Here is a 1076-nt window from a genome sequence, read left to right as displayed (position 1 = left end):
GGCTCCGGCCATTCGAACTGCATGATGCTGGAGGATATACTCGATGGCCTGTTCCACATCGCCAAGGCCGACGGGCTGATCCATGAGCGTGAAGGCCAGTTCCTGCACCGCATCGCCGAAATCTTCCGCATAGACGAGGTGCACTACGAGGCGATCCTTGCCAGGCACGTCAATCTTGGTGCGGCCGACCCCTATGTCGTGCTCGGCATCGAGCGCGGCAAGCCGTTCGAGGAGGTCAGGAAACGCTACCGCAAGCTGGTTTCCGACAATCATCCGGACCGGCTGATCGCGCGTGGCCTGCCGCAGGAATTCATCAAGATCGCGACGACGAGGCTCGCGGCGATCAACACCGCCTATGAGATGATCGAGCGGGGCCTGCGGCACGCATGAGCGGCTTCCTGCCCGACGAGCCGAGCGCCGAGGTCAGTGTATCGCCGAATTTCGGGCCACGGCGCGAGACGCTGAAGCCCGACATGATCGTGCTGCACTATACCGGCATGCCGACAGGCGCCGGGGCCGAGGCGTGGCTGTGCGACCCGGCCAGCGAAGTCTCCTCGCACTATCTGGTGCATGAGAACGGCCATATCGTGCAGATGGTCCGGGAAAGCGACCGCGCCTGGCACGCTGGGAAGAGTTCGTGGTTCGGACGCACCGACATCAACTCCTGTTCCGTCGGCATCGAGATCGTCAACCCGGGGCATTCATTGGGTTATCCCGGTTTTCCCAAGCGACAGATCGATGCGGTGATCGGCTTGTGTGCCGGAATTGCCAACCGGCATGCGATTGCCCCCCAGCGGGTGCTGGCGCACTCCGACGTGGCGCCGGGGCGCAAGATCGATCCGGGCGAGAAGTTTCCCTGGCGGGCCCTGTTCGAGGCCGGCGTCGGCCACTTGGTGGCGGCGGCACCGATCAGGCGCGGCGCCGTGCTGAAGACCGGCGACGCTGGCGCCGATGTCGAGGCGCTGCAATCGATGCTGGCGCTCTACGGCTATGGGGTCGAAATATCGGGTGTTTTCGACCAGCAGACGCGGGTCGTGGTCGAGGCTTTCCAGCGTCATTTCCGGCCACGCCGGATC

General features: G+C 64.2%; 2 protein-coding genes. Both read left to right on the top strand.

All coding sequences use genetic code 11. From position 1 onward, the window contains the following. A partial coding sequence (locus FJ980_RS33820) for a DnaJ family molecular chaperone (RefSeq protein WP_140547689.1) occupies positions 1-390 on the top strand: 390 nt, incomplete at its 5' end. Beyond that, on the top strand, positions 387-1076 hold a 690-nt coding region (locus FJ980_RS33815; protein ID WP_140547688.1), incomplete at its 3' end, for an N-acetylmuramoyl-L-alanine amidase. The genes FJ980_RS33820 and FJ980_RS33815, both read left to right, overlap by 4 nt.

The organism is Mesorhizobium sp. B1-1-5, from assembly GCF_006443065.1.
Taxonomy (GTDB): Bacteria; Pseudomonadota; Alphaproteobacteria; order Rhizobiales; family Rhizobiaceae; genus Mesorhizobium.
This window is presented reverse-complemented; position numbering and strand designations above follow the sequence as displayed.